The sequence below is a fragment of the Candidatus Methylacidiphilales bacterium genome (assembly GCA_028713655.1).
Taxonomy (GTDB): Bacteria; Verrucomicrobiota; Verrucomicrobiia; order Methylacidiphilales; family JAAUTS01; genus JAQTNW01.
Map to the genome: position 1 here is coordinate 1 of JAQTNW010000033.1, position 17,035 is coordinate 17,035.

The 17,035-nt window shown below is 53.9% G+C and carries 14 protein-coding genes; 4 read left to right on the forward strand and 10 right to left on the reverse strand.

What is annotated here, in order from left to right; translation table 11 throughout:
- The first annotated feature begins 51 nt into the window (after nucleotides 1-51).
- Nucleotides 52-705, forward strand: a complete 654-nt coding sequence (locus PHD76_10890; GenBank protein MDD5262339.1) for a hypothetical protein — start codon at nucleotides 52-54, stop codon at nucleotides 703-705.
- Nucleotide 706: 1 nt separating this feature from the next.
- Nucleotides 707-1,351, forward strand: a complete 645-nt coding sequence (locus tag PHD76_10895; GenBank protein ID MDD5262340.1) for a hypothetical protein — start codon at nucleotides 707-709, stop codon at nucleotides 1,349-1,351.
- A gap of 690 nt (nucleotides 1,352-2,041) precedes the next feature.
- Here PHD76_10895 and PHD76_10900 read toward each other — a convergent pair.
- From PHD76_10900 to PHD76_10920, 5 genes are all read right to left on the reverse strand, one after another.
- Nucleotides 2,042-3,091, reverse strand: coding sequence for an HD domain-containing protein (locus tag PHD76_10900; GenBank protein MDD5262341.1), 1,050 nt, complete (start codon nucleotides 3,089-3,091; stop codon nucleotides 2,042-2,044).
- A 248-nt stretch (nucleotides 3,092-3,339) separates the two neighbouring features.
- Nucleotides 3,340-3,840, reverse strand: coding sequence for a GNAT family N-acetyltransferase (locus PHD76_10905; protein ID MDD5262342.1), 501 nt, complete (start codon nucleotides 3,838-3,840; stop codon nucleotides 3,340-3,342).
- A gap of 62 nt (nucleotides 3,841-3,902) precedes the next feature.
- On the reverse strand, nucleotides 3,903-4,592 hold the full coding sequence (locus PHD76_10910) for an NlpC/P60 family protein (GenBank protein ID MDD5262343.1): 690 nt from the start codon (nucleotides 4,590-4,592) through the stop codon (nucleotides 3,903-3,905).
- A 357-nt stretch (nucleotides 4,593-4,949) separates the two neighbouring features.
- The gene (locus tag PHD76_10915; GenBank protein MDD5262344.1) at nucleotides 4,950-5,816 is read right to left on the reverse strand and encodes a hypothetical protein; all 867 of its coding nucleotides are present in this window, start codon (nucleotides 5,814-5,816) and stop codon (nucleotides 4,950-4,952) included.
- A gap of 18 nt (nucleotides 5,817-5,834) precedes the next feature.
- On the reverse strand, nucleotides 5,835-6,338 hold the full coding sequence (locus PHD76_10920) for a hypothetical protein (GenBank protein ID MDD5262345.1): 504 nt from the start codon (nucleotides 6,336-6,338) through the stop codon (nucleotides 5,835-5,837).
- Nucleotides 6,339-6,755: 417 nt separating this feature from the next.
- Between PHD76_10920 and yjjJ the strand changes: the two genes are divergently transcribed.
- Nucleotides 6,756-8,123, forward strand: coding sequence for a type II toxin-antitoxin system HipA family toxin YjjJ (gene yjjJ, locus PHD76_10925; protein MDD5262346.1), 1,368 nt, complete (start codon nucleotides 6,756-6,758; stop codon nucleotides 8,121-8,123).
- On the opposite strand, the gene PHD76_10930 is transcribed toward yjjJ, so the two are convergent.
- On the reverse strand, nucleotides 8,120-8,833 hold the full coding sequence (locus PHD76_10930; protein MDD5262347.1) for a hypothetical protein: 714 nt from the start codon (nucleotides 8,831-8,833) through the stop codon (nucleotides 8,120-8,122). The genes yjjJ and PHD76_10930 overlap by 4 nt on opposite strands.
- A gap of 6 nt (nucleotides 8,834-8,839) precedes the next feature.
- Nucleotides 8,840-9,454, reverse strand: a complete 615-nt coding sequence (locus PHD76_10935; protein ID MDD5262348.1) for an RNA polymerase sigma factor — start codon at nucleotides 9,452-9,454, stop codon at nucleotides 8,840-8,842.
- Nucleotides 9,455-9,715: 261 nt separating this feature from the next.
- Here PHD76_10935 and PHD76_10940 point away from each other — a divergent pair, with 261 nt between their 5' ends.
- On the forward strand, nucleotides 9,716-12,667 hold the full coding sequence (locus tag PHD76_10940; GenBank protein MDD5262349.1) for a CHAT domain-containing protein: 2,952 nt from the start codon (nucleotides 9,716-9,718) through the stop codon (nucleotides 12,665-12,667).
- Nucleotides 12,668-12,747: 80 nt separating this feature from the next.
- On the opposite strand, the gene PHD76_10945 is transcribed toward PHD76_10940, so the two are convergent.
- The 3 genes from PHD76_10945 to PHD76_10955 all read right to left on the reverse strand — a co-directional run bounded on the left by PHD76_10945 (nucleotide 12,748) and on the right by PHD76_10955 (nucleotide 17,023).
- Nucleotides 12,748-14,541: a putative nucleotide-diphospho-sugar transferase gene (locus PHD76_10945; protein ID MDD5262350.1), complete on the reverse strand. Its 1,794-nt coding sequence runs from the start codon at nucleotides 14,539-14,541 to the stop codon at nucleotides 12,748-12,750.
- 115 nt (nucleotides 14,542-14,656) lie between these two features.
- On the reverse strand, nucleotides 14,657-15,163 hold the full coding sequence (locus tag PHD76_10950) for a cyclic nucleotide-binding domain-containing protein (GenBank protein ID MDD5262351.1): 507 nt from the start codon (nucleotides 15,161-15,163) through the stop codon (nucleotides 14,657-14,659).
- A gap of 78 nt (nucleotides 15,164-15,241) precedes the next feature.
- Nucleotides 15,242-17,023 (reverse strand): protein-disulfide reductase DsbD family protein, encoded by a 1,782-nt coding sequence (locus PHD76_10955; GenBank protein MDD5262352.1) that lies wholly within the window; start codon nucleotides 17,021-17,023, stop codon nucleotides 15,242-15,244.
- Between the last annotated feature and the right edge of the window lie 12 nt (nucleotides 17,024-17,035).

The following is a 17,035-nucleotide window of genomic DNA, read 5'->3' on the forward strand; positions in this document are numbered from 1 at the left end:
GGTCGATGGGCTGTGGGCTTGGAATGAAACAACAAAACTGGAGTTTGTCGGATGAAAACAAAAATAGGATTGCTCGCCGCGTGCGCGGCGCTTACATTGGGCGTCATGAACCTCTCACAGGCCGCTGACAGCCGGGAGCTGAAAGCTGATAGCTTTTTCTTCACCGGCAAACCCTATGTGGTCGAGCTGGGCGCGTATAGTTTCCAGTTCCGGAATTACAACCCCGAGCTGCAGCGCTGGACCACCGCCGATCCCTCCGGCTTCCCCGATGGAGCGAATAATTATGGGTATGCGCCAATACCTACCAACTCAATGGATTTATATGGACTGGAGACAAGATGGATTTATGGCACTGCCGTTTTGAATACAAACTGGACTGAAAAGGAACATTTTCAATTCTTTGGCAATACATCATATTCAGTTAGTGTAAATTTCCCCTGGGGCGTTAGCGCATCAGTAAATGTGTCACCTGGATGGTTTTGGATGCAAGATAGTGGCGCTGCCACCAAGCTTGTCGAGGGATGTTATGCCACCGAGGCGAAATTGCCCGGCCCTGAGTGGCATTGGATTCCTGAAACAATTACAGAGGTTTCTAGAGAAATTAGTCCTGTACGGTATATTGGCGAGTATTCGATAGGTGAGGATTCATACCGTGGAGCACTGATCGTTACACAAGTACAATGGAAGCGTGAAGCCGAGGAATAAAATGAAATCAATACCTAATTATGTAATAGCGCCATTTCTTTTTGCCTCATTTATTGCTTTAATAATGGCTTGCGGCCAGGAGTCAAGCCATCCAAATACAGGTGAGGTGGCAGCGCTAAATTTGTTGCCAGAATCAAGTATTCCAAGTGAACGTGGTTTGAATGCCAGAGCGCATGATTATTATAATACTTTGGCAAAAAATAATTATGAAAAAGCTCTAAAATTCATGAATCCCGACATCCATAAAATGTCAATAATGAAGGAAGCGCTAGTGGACTGGCTTTTGAAGATTAAAATGGTGGATGGGATGATATCTGGATGGCATCTGGTATCTTGTGATCAAGATCGAATGTCGCAAGGTTCAAAAATAGATAATAAATCGATTTATCTTAAAATCATGTTTTCGATTCAAAAGCCGAGCAGATTCAGCAAAACGCAAGTCAAATCAATGCAGGGTTTCGTGTTATATAATCAAGTGTACATGGATAAGTGGGATTATTCGATCTCTGATAATCAATGGTATGTGACCCCGGAATGGTTTTGCAGAATGAGTGCGGATGAAATTGCTAGTGCCAAAGGCATTACATTTCCAATTGTAGATGGTAAGATCATCAAGTATGAGGATGTCTTTCTAAAGAATAGATGATTTTGCCTGGTAAGCACGTCAGTTTTTGATCAAGACAGGCATAACGTGGTCAATTTATGCAATATAACTCAAAATTGATCTGAAACCCATCAAAAGTATATTCAAGTTATGGTTGACTCTACCTTAGTGACAGCCATTGCAATACCTGGGACGCCCCTTTACTATTCGAACAGTACGGATAATGGCTCTCTAACGTTGAGTGCCTCAACAGAATGGTATGAATAAAATAACACTTTATGATTCTCGCATAGATATAAAAACGAGATTTTGGAATATTATTAGAAACAATCAATTATTTGAGGGAAATTAAGGAAAGAAACAAAAGCATGATTACTATATTAAGATTTCTACCTGTGCTCTGCGTCGTTTGGGGGTTTTGGCTGTTAGTATCACTTGGCTTGTCCTTCGTGGGCAGCGTTGAGAGAAGGAGGAAATTTAGAGAGCTGTTTGTATACAGCGCCATATTTGGGATTGGCGTACTGATTTTGATTGTGATTGTAGTTGCGATTGTTTGATTGAGACTAGATACACAGCTTTTAGCAGTGTTGATTGGATTTTTTACTTCAGAAGAGCATTTGTGAGTAAGATAATGAGAATTCTGAAAATTATTGGCATTGCCATCTCATGCTTTATACGCATTTCGATCATCCTGTTTTTATTTAGAACGTTTGTAAAATATCTAGGCCAAACTCAAGCTCCATCCCCATCACCCGCCTCGGAAGTATATTGGCTCAGCGGCAGCGCCGACAAGCCCTCCAGCGGGCGGCGGATTTCGAACAGGCCCGGCACGACCTGTTCCTTCCCGGCATAGGCGCAGCGCAGCATCTCGATCTTGGCGTCCAGGTTGTCGATATGATGCAACAACCAGCCCTCGGGTGTACGCGGCGTGACGGGCGAACCAAACTCGCGCGAACCGTGGTGCGAGGCGATCAAGTGCAGGAGATGATCGCGCAGCACGTCGGAAGGCGGGCTGACCGCTTCGCCAAACAATTCCGGATGCTGTTCCTTCGCCTGGTTCCAATATTTGTTGACGACTTCGATGCCGATGGAGATGTGCCCGATGAGCTCGCCGGTCCGGTTGGGTTTTGAAACAAAGCCTTTTTCCGGGTAATCGTTTTCCCACAATTTCCCAACATCATGAAACAGCACGCCGCAGTAGAGCAGGTCGGGCGTCACCTCGGGATACAGCGGCGCCAGCGCCACCGCGCAACGCAGCATCTGGCTGGTATGCTCCAACAGGCCGCCGCGCCGGGCGTGATGATAATTCCGGGCCGCGGCAGCGCGGCGCCATTTCTTTTCGTTGGATTCAAGGGCGAGCGAGGCGACCTCTTTCAGTCTTGAATCCTTCAAGCCGGAAACAATTCCGAGCAGATAGTTCCAGTTTTCCTGGTTCTGCTTCAACACCTCGGGCGAGCCGGCAAGAAAGAGCTCCATCTCGGCATCGGTCAAATGGCGCAGGGCCGGGCGATTCACATTCAAGCCGTAGGCATTGACAAAAAAGCGCCCGCTCAACTCACAGGAATCGCCTTCCTTGAGGTCGCGGCATACGGCAAAGGCTTCGGTCTCCGACCAAATCTTGAAGCGCGCCTTGCCCTGGCCGTCCACCACTTCGAGATCGTAAAACGGTTTGTCGTTTTGCGTACGGCCCAGCCGGGCATGTTCGATTTGGATCCAGATCTTTTCTGAAATTTCCTCCCCGCCTGCCGCCAATTGTTTTGTCAGGTCTGAGAGTGTCTGCATTCCAAAAGTAAAGCGATTTAAAAACGGGCTGGCAAGATCAAGTGACGCCAAAGAAAAGTCAGAGAAAGCAGAGGTCGGGAAGGCTATGGCAGACACGCAAGTTCCAAGTTCGCGCTCGGCGAATCCGTCCTTTGCCGGATTTGTAAGTTTTAAGCCAGCGATTCCCCATCCGTGTTTATCCGCGTTCATCCGCGGTTCTGTTCAATTTTCTGAATTCTTAATTCTGGCTTCTCAGCAGGAAAAATCGTTCATGTCAAAAGCTTGCCCATGATCCATTCATCCACATACGCATTGCCCAGGATGCGCGACTGCCGTTTGACGCCCTCCCGTTCGTACCCGAGATTTTCATAAAACGCGATGGCTTCCTGGTTTGTGGAAAGCACGGTTAGTTCCAGCCGGTGCAGCGGCACCTCGCGGGCCCAGAATTCCAACTGTCCCATCAATGCCCGCCCAAACCCCTTCCGCCGAAAATCCTTCAGGATTTCCATAACGACAATCGCCGTGGCGGTATCGATGTGAAATTCACCCCCCAGAGCCATGGCATAACCCGCCAGATCATCGCCCGAAAACGCCAGCAGGAAACTTCGGTTGGGGGCCTGTTGCATCCAGCGAATTTGTTCCGCCTGATCTTCGGCGGTCGCAAGGGTTTCCCCGGGCAAAAACTGGCTTTCGTCACGCTCCTGCTCGATGGTTCTCATCAGGGCCAGGACCGCTTCGGCATCCGTCTCCTCGGCCGGGCGTATGGTCATGAAACTAACTTGCCAAAAATAGGGAAAATAAACCAACGCGAAATCATTGTTAGCTTTGGTTATTAACGGATTTCCGTGGAATTCACCGGGATCGCCCGCGGGGGATTCATGGCGAGTTGAGGAATCGTGTTTGCCGACGACTCTTGTTTGAAGACCCGCCCGAATCCGACAAATTGCGCCCGGCGTACGGTGTCGCCCCAGAAATTTTTCACCCCGCCCATGTTCGCGTTCGGGTCAAATTCATAAATGTCCACCCCGCCGGATCGCGTCAGCTCGCCGCGCGCGCGCGTGGCGGAACCCACCATTTTGGGCGTTCCATCGGCGGTCCGGCCGAGATAGATCATGACATGCGTGATCGGCGGGCGGCGGTCGATGTCATAAGTCCACTCCCAAAAAAGCAGGTCACCGGAGCGGAGCTGGGCGAGCAGGGCGTCGCGGTCCACCTTACCATCAGCGAAGCGCGGCGCGTAGGTGATTTTCCCGGCCAGTTTGAGGTCGTAATATTGGTCAGAAGCCACGCGTGGAAGCTTGATGCCGAAGACGCTCCAATAAATGTAACGGGCTGTATTGGAGCAATCCATCATCCAAGCCTCCTGGCTTTGGGGAGGGACCCAGTTCTCGCTGTAAGCGATGTGTTGATGCGTCAGTTCGCGGACCTTATCCACGAGCAAGGTATGCTGGGCTGGGCTCAACTGCGCGGAAGCAGGAAGAACCAGTCCGAACAAAACAAAAATGGCGACGCAGACCCTCATTTTTACTTATTATATAGTAAAAAATACTCCGGTCAAATAGTTCCAGCTCAGTTTTGACTTGAACAATAAAGTCGTTCCAAAATTGCTGCGTAAGTCCTTCATAATCAACAAGACCATTTTCGCCCCAGAAAATAAAGTCTGTCAATATTGACTTAAGTATCTGATTTCAAACAGCTTAAACGTTATTTTTGAGAGTCAGCTTAAGGAGGATGTCCGCCGCTGATATTTGGGGATTAGTTATGGGAAGCGCCGTCCAAGGTTTGCAATACTAACGGGTCATCGTCCTCCAGGAGTATTCCCATCGCAATTTATCTGACAAGCTTGTTGCGCCTCACCGTAGAAATTAGTCAAATGTAATTAAGCCTGACCAGGCGTGATTTTCGACGCGATATGGAGTTTTGGGTTTCTGGCCTCGGCGTAATTTTCAAGTACGGCCACGTATCCATCCATTGAATGATCCACTGCCAAGGCGAATTTCCATTTTGTTATCAACGCCCATATAACGCTAGAACAAAGATAGAAAAAGCGGTGGATGCTACGATTTAGCCGCCCATGACTGTCAAAGTAACGGACATCTCCCACATGGTGAAAATGGAAGAATAAGAAAGGAAATGGCACCAGAGTAACTCCATCGACCTTGTTTACGACCCTGTAAACTGGCGTCTTAATTTCCCAGTCAAGCCGATAGTCGCCCACCCGGGGGCTGCCAAACGTGTAGCATGCTGCCAAATTGTCTCCCTCAAGATCACGCGCCGCCAAAGTGGCAAGCGCAGCGCCGAGCGAGTGCCCAGTAACGTAAAACGGCATGTTTAACTCATTGGTAGCCTTCCGGCATTCTTCCCTGGTGGATTCCCACGCTTCGTTGAAGCCACTGTGGATTTCCGAGCCTTTGCTTAAAATTGGCCAAAGGTCCAAATCCGTGCGTAAATCTACGCCGCAAATCTCCGTGCCTCTGAACACGAGGACACCGAAGAGATTATTGTGGCAGAGATAGGCCTGCGTGCCTGTTTTGGTAGTATTGAATGTCCGTACAAGTTGAAAACCTCCGCTTCCCAGGCAGGACTTAAGCTCATTTAGATTATCATCCGAGATTTCAAATGGATTGTAGGCAAGCAGGGCCAATTTTCCCATCAGCCATGCTGTACGGTCGGAATACGCTGCCCTGGCAATGGGTGCTTGAAGCAATTCCTCAGGGGAAAAATAGGGTGTATCTTGGGAATTCATGGTTTGGTTCGTCGGTTTTTAAACTCCTGAAAACATCAATCGGATAAATGCTCCGGCAAGAAGAGAAGCCCCAAAAACAAGTAGGCCCGAAGTAATTCTCAAGAAAGCGTGGCATTGTTGGAATTTGGCTTCCCGCATGCACAGGTTTGTGTCCACTTCGCCACCAAGCGAGGAATCTTTTAGCAGGAGGAGCTTGATAACCTGGAGATGATGAAAATTTGCGCTTGAGGCGTAGAACCGATGCAAAAGGGCAAACCCAGCAGAAAGCGCAAATGAGATAACGGAAGCTGAAAACAAGGCCTTGAGGAGAGTGTCGTCGAATATCCGCGCCAAACGATCCTTGGGAAAATTGACCAGAAGAAATCCGACTACCGCAATGCCCGCCAAGGCAAGCTTGAGCAGTTCGCCTGAGAATTGCAGTGAACGGTCATAATGCTCCATGTCGGGTCGAAAGCGTGCTTCCGGAACTTCGAGCTGAGCAAGGCGGCGTTCAATAGATTCCGTTTTCGGTCTCGCTTTCATAACAAGAATTCAGTGACCTAACGTATCTTAGAGAGGTTGGGGTTGTGGCTATTCTGTGTCCATCCAACCAAAACGCTGGAAACATGTCGAATCCAGAAATGTTACAATTACTGCCGACAGAAGGACGGAACAGATTGATCTAGCCTGCATATTTCATACTCATTTCAATGGTCAACCTGTTAGCGCCGGGACGTAACAGCGGAAAGACACGAGCTGGGCATATGCAGGCTTTTGCAAAGCTCCGGCAACGGAAGAATGCCTCGTTTATCCTTTGCGCAAAACTCAGCAGAAAGGGAGACTACAATCTATTCACAAAATAATTCAAATTCTAATTTATTAAGCATAAGATCTTTTTTATGAATATCTTACAAATAATTATGTATTGACTTGCTATATTCATTATCTATTCATTATGCTGTGAGAGCAAACGAGCAAATTCTGTCCCAGGAGCTGCGGCAACGCGGCCTGGCCGCTTCGTCTGAACTGACCCAGGCTTGCCGGATCAGCCAGCCCACCGTCTCGCGTACCATTCATTCCTTTGGGTCTGCCGTTTTTAGGACCGGAGCCGGCCCCAGCACCCGCTATGGCCTTTATCGGGGTGTTCGTTCCCACGGGCGGCAATGGCCTTTGTATGTGGTGGATTCGGAAGGAGAACCGCATCACGGAGGCGCCCTCACGTCCATGCACGAACGTTATTTTCACATTAGCGCCAATGAGCCGCTTCACCCGCTGCTTGCCGGAGAATTCGCGTCGGGATTGTTCCGGGACCTTCCCTGGTTTTTGCAGGACCTGCGCCCGCAAGGCTTTCTTGGCCGCGCGTTTGCGCGAACCCATCACCTCGAATTGTCGGCCCCGCAGGATCCCCGGCTATGGATGGCGGATGATATTCTGAGCGGGCTGCTAGTCAACGGCCATGACAATTCCGGAAACATTATTGTCGGGGACAAATCTCTTAATCTGTTCATGTCGGAACGCGCGTCCGGCATCACCCCAATTCCAGCCAGCCAGAAACTGCAGCATTACGATCCGCTCGCAAACAGGACGATTGCCGGAGAACCTTGCGGTTCCACCGCTGCGGGCGAACAACCCAAGTTTTGCGCCTGCATAGAGGATGACAATGGCGCCATGCGGCGCGTGATCGTAAAATTCTCCCCGCCCAGGAACAGCCCCGCGGGTGTGCGATGGGCCGATCTCCTGTGCTCCGAGCAGACCGCCCTGTCCATCCTGGCGCAAAACGGAATGCCCGCAGCGGAGGCCCGTCTCCTGCAGGGAGAAAACCGGACTTATTTTGAATCGACCCGATTCGACCGTTTGGGCGCGCATGGACGCAGGGGCATGGTCTCATTGGCCGCGGTGGATGCAGCCTATTTTGGCGAGGAGCAAACACCCTGGTACAATTGCGCGGAACGATTGGAACAGTTTGGTAAGTTAGGTGAAAACGAGGCTGCAACGCTCAGGGCCTATTATTGGTACGGGCAATTGATTGCCAACAGCGACATGCACTACGGCAATGCCAGCCTGTTCTGGGACAATGCGGGATTCAGAACCGCGCCATGCTACGACATGCTGCCAATGGCCTATTCCCCGCGTGAAGGCGGCGAAATCGTCAACCCGGAATTCCGGCCCGTTCCTGCTCCTCCTCAATACCGGGAGGAATGGCAACGGGCAGGACAATGGGCGTGCGACTTCTGGGCAGCCATGGCGGATGACGCCCGTGTCAGCCCGGAGTTTCGCGGGATCAGCGGCGCGAATCTTCGGGCTGTGAAAGACGTATTAAGAAATTAAAACGACAGCGTTCCGCCGGACTGCAAGCCGCTTATGATTTTGCGGAGCAGTTCCTCCCGCTGTCTCGGATCTTCAGGAAGCGGATAGACCACTTCCACTGACCGCGAAAGCGGGCCTCCCGGACGCAGCACATGCACCACGCCCTTTTCGTCGTCAAACCATATCCGGGCCTTGGGATGATTGTTCCATCCGCTCTTTTGCCAATCGGAAAATTCGTCCTCCTTTTCAAAGGTCCTGACCGTCACCTGCCGCTGCAATCCGGAAGGCAAAGCATCCTGTTCCCCGCGCACGGCGTACCCCGCATAGGAGCCGAACTCGACCGGGCCCGATCCCACCCAAATTGACTGCCACAGCAGCATCCCTAAAATAGCAGCGCAGGCTCCCGACAACATGAATGCCGGCGCAGGTCGAAAAATGGTACGCCATGAAAAAAACGGAGCCCGCTCCTCGGCGAATTTTTGCGGAAACACCCTTCGCACGGCCGCCCTTAATTCCGGCAGACGATAAGCGGGCAGTTTGTCCGTCTGGGCTTCCAAAGCCTGCAGCGAAGGCACGATCGCACGCGCAATCCGTAGGGCTTCCTTCAACTCCAGCCATTGCTCCATTTTCCCGGGGTCTTCGGCAATCACCCGCTGCAACAGCGCCGTTTCTTCGGCATTGGCTGTTCCTTCCAATACCTTCAACACCAGGGATTCAAATTCCGGGTCCATACTAAATTATCGCAAAAAGTTGCGGATTTCTTTCAACAATCGCGGTTTTTGTTCGATCCCCTGCCTGATTTTTCTGAGACCGCGGGACAGATGGACGCCCACACTGCCAATGGGGATCTCGTGCTTTTCGGCCAGTTCCTTGTACGGAATGCCTTCCACCAAGTAATCATAAATCAGCCACCGGGTCAGCGGTTCGAGGGGTTCCATTGCTTCCCGCAACAAGACCGAGAGCTCCTTCAAATCGCGGGGTTGCAGGTTTTCCGCCAGCCGTTCCGCCGGTTCGAACGCGCCTTCGCTTTCCTCCTGCAATTGCTCAATGCTGCCGACCTGCCCGCCGCCGCGCTTTTGGGCGGTGGCTTTGCGCTTTTCGGAAATCGCCCGGCGTGCCGACATTGTCACAGCGAGACAACGCAGCCCTTCCCAATCCGACGCCGTTTGCACTTTCGTGATCAGTTCGGTCAGCGTCTCGATGGCCACATCCTCAGCTTCCGAGGGTGTGAGTCCTGCGAGCGGATGCCGGGCCGCTGCAAAAACACAGGGATACAAGAGCTGAAACGCCTCTTCCCAGGCGGCCTCGCTGCCTTTCCGCAATGCCTGCAACAATTCCATTTCCGGCGCCATCCCGCACGATGCTGAGTCAAACTGGCAGGTCTATCAAGAGCCAAAGGGGGGCCTGGAAATTGTTCTTAGTTTCCAGTTCTTTGTTGCCGGTGTTAAACCGCTAAAATGATTTTTTCTTCCTTCGCGTCTCGCGCAAGGCTTGATGTTTAAATTTGAAAAGATTCCTTGGGCGAGCCGCCCAAGCCACACTGGAAAATGAAGGCGCGCTTGCGGTAGTATAAAATGCCAAGCATAATGATATCGCACAATGAGTGGCCTTCTGTGAAACCGGCTTTATTTCTATTTCTGGCGCTTCTTTCCGTCCATCCGGCGGCGCCAACTTCAATAGACTGGCAAACGCGCTATCAAGAAGTCAGTCAACTCGAAAAATCCGGCCAGGCCGATCAGGCGCAGGCCCTGGCCGAAAACATCGCCTCGGAGGCGGAAAATCGTGTCGGCCCGCAATCCAGCGAGCTTGTCCCCGTCCTGAAAGAACTCAGCCAGCTTTACCTTCGACGGCATCTGTATCCGAAAGCAGAAGCTCTTCTCCAGCGCATGCTTGAAATTCAGGAAAAGAATTTCGGGCCGGACGATCCCAAGACCGCCGACGCCGTTTCGGATCTTGGCTGGTATTACCAAAACATGGCCGATTACCCCCGCGCCCGGAAACTCCTGCAACGCTCGCTGGAAATCCGCGAGGCAAAATTGGGGCGCCGGCATGAGGCGGTCGCCGATTCCCTGAACAGCCTGGGCGTCCTTTCGGAAAATCTCGGCGAGTTCAAGCAATCGGAACAATACTATCTCGAAGCGCTGCAAATCCGGCGCGAACTGCTGGGCCCGGACCACCCCTCCACCGGCACCACCACCAATAATCTGGCGACCCTGTATTGGAGCCTCGGCGATTATGGCCGGGCCGAACAATATTTCAACGAAGCCCTGCGCATCCGGGAAAAGGATTTCGGGCCGCTCGCCCTCAGCACCGCGACCAGCATGAATAATCTCGCCCTGCTCTACCGCAGCATGGGCGATTACAGCCGCGCCCGTCCGCTATATTTGAAGGTCCTGGCCATTCGCGAAGCCAAACTCGGGCCCGAGCATCCCTTCACTCTCACCACAGTCCATCAACTCGCCCTGCTCTATGCCGATCTCGGCGATTATCCAAAAGCCGAACAGCTCCTGCTCCGGGCTGTGCGCGGACGCGAGAAAGTCTTCGGTTCCGAACATCCGGACACGGCCCGCAGCCTTTTCCATCTGGCCTGGCTCTACGACCGCGAAAAGGAGTACGACCAGGCCGAACCGCTGCATCTCAAGGCTTTGGCGCTACGAATCAAAGTGCTCGGTGAAAAACATCCCGAGACAGCCGGCAGCTATGGTTATCTCGCCCGGCATTACCATCTTCAGGGCAAACTCGCCGAGGCGGAGCCTCTTTATAAGAAGGCGCTGGATTTGCAAATCCAGTTGTTGGGGGAAAACGCCCCTGACACGCTCAAGACCGTGGAAAACCTGGCCTGCCTCTACCTCGACGAAAACAAGCCTGACCTGAGCCTGTCCTATGCACGCAAAGCCATGCAGACCCGCGAATCCATGCTGCAAAATCTTTTCACCTTCACCTCCGAACACCAGCGCATCGATTTCCAAAAAACGCTCAGCCTCTATAACCTGCCGGCCAGCCTTGGGAATCCCGACGACATCGCGCGCGTCGCCTTCCGCACCAAGGGCGTTGTGCTGGATTCCATGATCGAAGACCAGATCGCGGCCCGTGCTTCCAAAGACCCCGACGTCGCCCGCCTTTTCGACCAATTGCAATCGGTTTCCAGGCGCCTGCTTCGTGCCGAAATGCGTCTGCCGGAAGATCCGGGAGCAACTCCGCCGGGCGGAGGAAGTGAACTTGAGAAACTGCAACAGGAGGAAAATGTCCTGCAGGCGGGGTTTGCGAGAAAAATCTCAGGCAACAGTTCCGCGCGCCGCGCGTTGCAGATCGACCCCGGACAAATCCGCAAAGCCATTCCAAAAAACTCCGTTCTGATCGAATGGCTGCGCTACGAAGCCTATCAAAAAAATCTTCAAACCAAAACCGCCTATGGCGCGCTCGTTCTTGCGCCCGGAATGCCGGACCGCTGGGTGCCGCTCGGCGACGCCGCGGAAATCGATTCATTGGTTCGCAGCTACCAAAAATACATGCACCATCGCGTCCGCGATGCCGCAGTCGATCGCGTCACGAGTGATTTGTCCGAAAAAACCTGGGCGCCACTGGCGTCTGTTTTCCCGCCAGGCACCGAACAGGTTATTCTCAGCCCGGATGGCCCGTTGAATTTTGTATCCTTTGCCGCATTGCCCATGCAGGACGGCAGGTTCTGGGCGGAAAAATATTTCTTCACCTATGTTTCCAGCGGACGTGATCTGCTGCGAAAAAATCAACCACCGGCAAACGATCAAAAAATCGCGGTTTTTGCCAATCCGGATTACAAACTCCGCACAGCACCCGCCAACGCAATACCCGCCGTGGCTTCCGGCGGCGATCTCCTGCGACAGTTCGACGGCATTGAATTGTCGCCGCTGTCCGGTTCCGAGGACGAGGCCCGCTTTCTGGTCCAGCGCAGTGTTCCCTGGAAATGCGACACAGTCTGTTATCTGGGGAAGCAAGCCACAGAATCCAACCTTTCCGCGCTGCATTCCCCGCTTGTTCTGCACATGGCCACGCATGGCTTGTTTTTGCCTGAGCCGGGCTCACCTGTTGTTTCTTCGGTCCCGGACCGTTCGGGCAATCCCAAGCCGTCCATTGTACTGGCTGATCCCATGCAGCGCAGCATGTTGCTGCTGGCGGGCGCACAACGCACTTTCGACGCCTGGCAGAAAGGCATTGTTCCGCCAACCGAGAACGACGGCATTGTCAGCGCCGGGGAAGTCGGCGGGCTCGATCTTCAGGGAACCTGGCTCGTTGTTTTGTCCGCCTGCGACACCGGGCAGGGCGAGGCCCGGGCTGGAGAAGGGGTGTTAGGCCTGCGGCGGGGGTTTGTCATGGCCGGGGCTCAGAATTTGTTGCTTACGCTTTGGCCTGTGGGCGATTCCGAAACAGTGTCATTGATGGAATCCTTTTATGACAAGGCGTTCGAGACACGAGACGCACCGCGGGCGCTGGCTTTGGTCCAGCGTGAGCGATTGGAGTTGTTGCGAAAAAAATACGGCCTGGGCCAGGCCATCCGGCTCTCCGGTCCGTTTATTTTGAGTTTTTGAACAGCCTTGGAATTTTCATATGCAAGGCACGAAGCGCTGAAGGGTTTGCATCCATACAAGGTCTCCCACAAAGAGGAAAATCAGTTTCCATGCCGTCTCCGGATGCCGACATGGTCTTCAATCCAATGGGCAAGTCTTCCGGACACCTTTTCCGCCTGCAATTCATGGGCCGACACCCAGTCGTGGCGTGCCAGCCGGGAAAGATAAACGGGACAGTTGCTGCAGGGGATGTCATCCTCCGCATTGCGCAGGCCAAGCAGCATTTCGCGGGCGCGCGTCATTTTTTCACCGGCCAAAGCCCGCTCCAATCCCCCTTGGAATACATTACCGTAATCTGAACCATGGTTCAGGCAGCAGCCTAACAACCTCCCGTCGTAGTTGATCTGCGGCGAATTCCACATTTGATGGCAGGCTTTCTGGATGTAATTCTTTTTGTGCTTTTCCTCATATTCCGCCCGGTCTGACGCACCCAGGCCGCCCTGGCTGCGAATTTGCTCCCTGTCCCGCACCGGTGAGAACGGCCTTCCATACAGGTCTTCCCAGGACAACTTGAGGAAAAATTCCATGTTCAACTCTCCGGCCATGACCCGGGCCTGTTCGATCTCGTGTTCATTGTGCCCGAAGGCAACAAACTGCCAGCGCAACGCCGGATAAGGCGAACGGTATTTCCGCTTCAGCGCGTTGAGGGCGCGAATGTGGCCAATCACGCGCTCAAAATCGCCTCCCACACGATATACGGCGTAGGTTTCCTGAGAGGCGCCATCGATGGAACAGGAAAGATGCCGCACCTTGTAGCGAACCAGGGACTCGAGTGCCTCAGGCGCGGCCTTGTTCAAGTTGGCCCCGTTCTGGATGCAGATGCGGATCCCATTTTGGCAGGCGTGTTTTAGAATGTCAGGCAGCTCGGGATTTAGAAAAATCTCGCCCCAGTTCGACAGCTCAATCTGTGACACCCAGGGGTGCCGTTTGACAAATGCACGGAAGGCTTCGGCCCGCAAAAGCCCGGTGCCAAGACTTTTGCCGACTTCACCGCCGGCCGTGGGACAGCTCGGGCATTTCAACTGGCAGGCGGTCGAAGCATCCAGGCGGACCATGGCGGGCTTTTGCAGGGTTTCCCAAAATCGTTTCAACGGACGGGAGCCTCGTTTCAGCCTGCGCCGGGCGGCCCGGATTTCAGGACCCAGCGCTGGCTCCTGTGAAAGCGACTGATTGTTCCGCCTGATGGCAGTTCGCCCGCCTTGAATGAGCTCATCGGTTGTTTGCAACAGCGCCATTTTGCGCTCCACTCCAACGGTCCAATTGGCGTGAAAGACCAGCGGGTTCTCCGGAACATGGAAATGTGTACCCGGCTCCCAATGCCTGGCCTTGAAAGTGCCCGTTCCAAAAAAGCCTTCCGGCAGGTATCCCCAGCGAAGTTCTGTCATGACACGCAGCAGGCGGTTGAATTCAATTTGGTCCCGCCGCATTTTCGGGAGAGCCGCCAGCACGCGGGTCCATAGGAGATGCGTAACGGCGTTTGCCCGCATGGCCATGAAGCCGGTGCATAAATTTCCGCCGGGATCGTCCAAGTGGCAAACAATATCGCAGCCGTCCAGCGCCCGCCATACAGCAGGCAAAGTCGGCCCATAGAAGCGTACATCCACATCTGAATAGACAAAGCATTCGCCCGGATGCCGTTCGATCACACCCAGGATTTGTTTGCTTTTGAATTGCACGGCTTCCTGCCAGTCCGCTTCCAGAAATGTGCCCCGGCTTGCGCCGTCCGGCTCCGGGCAGTTGCGCACATCAACGTCATATTCATGGCGGACAGAAGGCAGAAACCACCTTTGCGCCAAACAGGCATGACTGGGGGAATAAATGCAGAGCAGCTTCATCAGTAGTGTTCCGCTAGGCTAGCTGGCCCCAGCCCGCAGCGTCAATGGATTGAAAATCCATCTTGTGACAGGAGTTGCTCCACTATTCGATTGATAGAGCCCGCCCCTTTTTCGATCAGGAATTTTCCAGGAAACGGCGGTCGAGTTCGCGCAGGAATTCGTCCCCTTCCTCCGCTCCGGGATGCTCGGAGCCGTGGCTGATGACCATGTCGCCCGCGTGTGCCTTGCCTTTTCCCGATGGGGCTTGCTCCAGAGCATCGGCAAGGCGATGGGTCGTTTCGCGCAGGCGTTGCACCATTGTGCGGATCAGGATGGCCTCCCAGGGCGGCATCTGCTGCAGGTGTTGTTGAAAAGCGGCGCGGCTGATGAAAACAAGCCGGGTCGGCCCGAGCGCCCGGGCGGATGCGCTGCGCGGCTGGTGATCGATGATCCCCATCTCGCCGAAGATCCCGCGCGCGCCGACTTTCCCCAGAATAATTTCCACCGGGCCTTTTTCCGACTGGATGGTTTGGAATATTTCCACCAGGCCCTCCTTGACGATGAAAAGCCCGTCGGGCCGTTCGTGCTCGCGACAAATGATGGCTCCCACCGGATACGTGCGTTCTTCCTGGCTTGTCAACATGGGTGCCATTTTGGAGGAAGGCTCAAAATAATTCGATGGAAAAATGGCCTCACCCTGTGATTTTGCGGCGTGATTGGATTATTTTACCGGAGGCTGCAAGGCGTCGAGCACAATCCCCGGCGTCAGGAGTTCGGGCAACTGGATGGGTTCATCTCTTCCCGGCAAATACAGCAGGTCAAAGGGCACGGCGGAACGGCCCCAGCGCGCGAGTTCCCGGGTGATGGCGGGATTCCGGCTGGTCCAGTCGGCCCTCAACGCCACAACTCCAAGTTCATGGAACTTTTTCAAAACCTCGCTGGATCCAAAGACAAGCGCCTTGTTGGTTTGGCACGTTGCGCACCAGCGCGCGGTGAAATCAATATAAACAGGTTTGCCCAGGGCCCGGAATTTTTCCACCGCTTCGGGCGACCATTCCAGCCACTGGATTGACGGGGCCTCCGGGTTCGACGCGGGCTGTCCCGCCGATGTCGGCCAACTGAACCAGAGCCCGCCCGCCAGCAGGAGAAGTCCGGCGGCAGTTGAAGCCCGGCGCGCCCCAGCCGGCCGGCCCGGACCCGACCAGCGGCCGTAAATCCAGACGGCCAGGCCTAACACACTGATTGAAATCAAAATGCGCAGAAAGACGGCCTCCGAAACCTGCCCGTCCAAAACCCAGAGCAGGAAGGCGGCTGTCGCATAAAGCGGGAAAGCCATGAACTGGCGGAAGCTTTCCATCCAGGCGCCGGGCCGGGGTAAAATCCGGAGCAATCCGGGATTGATGGAAAGCAAAAGATAGGGGGTCGAAAGACCGAGGCCAATGCAGGTGAAAAGCAACAGGGAAGGCGCCGGACTCAAGGCCAGCGCCGCTCCGAGCGCAGGAGCCAAAAACGGGGCCGCACAGGGCGTGGCAACGACGGTTGCGAGGACGCCGGAAAAAAAAGTGCCGATCCAGGTCCGCTGCGAAGCCAGCGATGCGCCGGCGCCGATCAACGACGCGCCGATTTCAAAAATACCGCTCAAATTCAGCGCAAATAGAAATACGATAACGACAAGGAAATAAACGAAACCGGGGGATTGAAGTTGAAAGCCCCAGCCGAGCTGTTGTCCGCCGGCACGGAGCGCGATCAAGATCCCCGCCAAAACCCAGAACGAAAGAAGAACTCCCGAGGTGAAGATCAATCCGTGAAGCGCTATTTTTCGTTTGTCTTCCCCCGCTTGATTGACAAAGCCGAGGATTTTGATGCCGAGCACGGGAAAGACGCAGGGCATGAGATTGAGGATCATGCCTCCGAGAAATGCGAGGACCATGCTCCAGATAAAGCCGGCCCTGGAGAATCCGGCTTTCGAAGGTGGGCCGTTGTCCGAAATTGTTTTTCTGATTTGTTCGAAAAGGGCCTGGTTTGCGGACGGCTGCGGTGTCGTGCCTGTTGCCAGGTCAAGCGACAACGCCGCTTCGCCGGGAACGCACACATCGGCACAGGCGATCCATTGGGCTTTCGCCTGGAGTTTGACTGTGCCGCCCGGTTGCAGGTTGTCAGGCGGCGTGATGGTGACAAGATGATAAGCATCCCCTTCATATCCGAAGCTTGTCAGGCCGCCTGTGACAAAGCGTTTGGGTGCCGACCATCGGATTTCCCCCGCGCGAAATCCCGGAGGAAGATCCCAGATGATACTGGTGGGCAACCCTGCATCGCCGGGATCACGCCCGTAGGTGTGCCAGTGCTCGTCGATTTTCAGGTGCAAGGCCACATCGAAAGGCCGGCCCGGGGCGATCGTCTCAAGTTCTGAAATGAGTCCGGCCTGGACATGCGGGTTTTGAGCGGGCAAGGCGCAGGCGGTGAGGGCGAGAAAAAAGAGCGCAGCGGCAATTTTGGATTTCATTGCTTCGTTACC